The sequence below is a fragment of the Lactobacillus sp. UMNPBX4 genome, from assembly GCF_002554115.1.
GTDB classification, from domain to species: Bacteria; Bacillota; Bacilli; order Lactobacillales; family Lactobacillaceae; genus Lactobacillus; species Lactobacillus gallinarum.
Genome location: NZ_PCZF01000129.1, coordinates 1 through 668, shown reverse-complemented (window position 1 = coordinate 668; position 668 = coordinate 1). Strand labels below are relative to the sequence as shown.

Below are 668 nucleotides of genomic sequence, written 5' to 3'. Positions count from 1 at the left end.
GTAGACGTTGGTAAGAGAAATGGAAAGCACGAATAGTCCAAAATGTATGAAAATAAAACATAGTCATACATTTGCTTACATTTTTCATAGCAGTCGCATGATCAAGAACGTGAAGAAGGGCGCTGCAGCTGATGATCTCAAAAAAGTGGGTCAAGCAATTGCAGGCTTACAAGAAGACAGTCTTGACGATGTCATCTTAGTGCAAAAGCAACGCGTTATCGAAGCTGCTGAATAATAAGACGGGAACTGGACCACTATAATAAGGAAATAAGGAGAAAATAAAATGGCTACAACTACTAAAACTTTGAAATTGACTTTCTTAAATGGCGAAAAGAAGAAGAACAGTATTACGTTGGGGATGCACTAGATAACCTTACTGAAGAACAAGTTCGTCAAGCGATGAACACTATTGCATCAGCTAACGTCTTTGAGAAAGACGGTGTTGCATATTACGAAACTCCACAATCTGCTTCATATGTTGAACGTACTGTTAGTGACATCTTTAATGATGGCGCAAATTCTGAATCAGCATCTGCTGATAAGCAAGACTAATCTGTCTTTGCTGTTAGAAATCATTCAAATAATTAGACAATTACATAGAAAATAAGATAACCGTAAATTGCAATAATAAATTGAACACTTTTAATCAAGCTGCTTGATAGATTAGA

Annotated in this window: 1 protein-coding gene and 1 pseudogene; both read left to right on the top strand. The window is 36.2% G+C overall.

Translation table 11 applies throughout. From position 1 onward, the window contains the following. The first annotated feature begins 46 nt into the window (after window positions 1-46). Entirely contained in the window at window positions 47-235 is a 189-nt protein-coding gene (locus CP355_RS10025; protein ID WP_233187044.1) for a hypothetical protein, read from the top strand. A gap of 48 nt (window positions 236-283) precedes the next feature. Further along, window positions 284-552: pseudogene (locus CP355_RS10020) on the top strand (DUF2922 domain-containing protein). Window positions 553-668 lie beyond the last annotated feature (116 nt).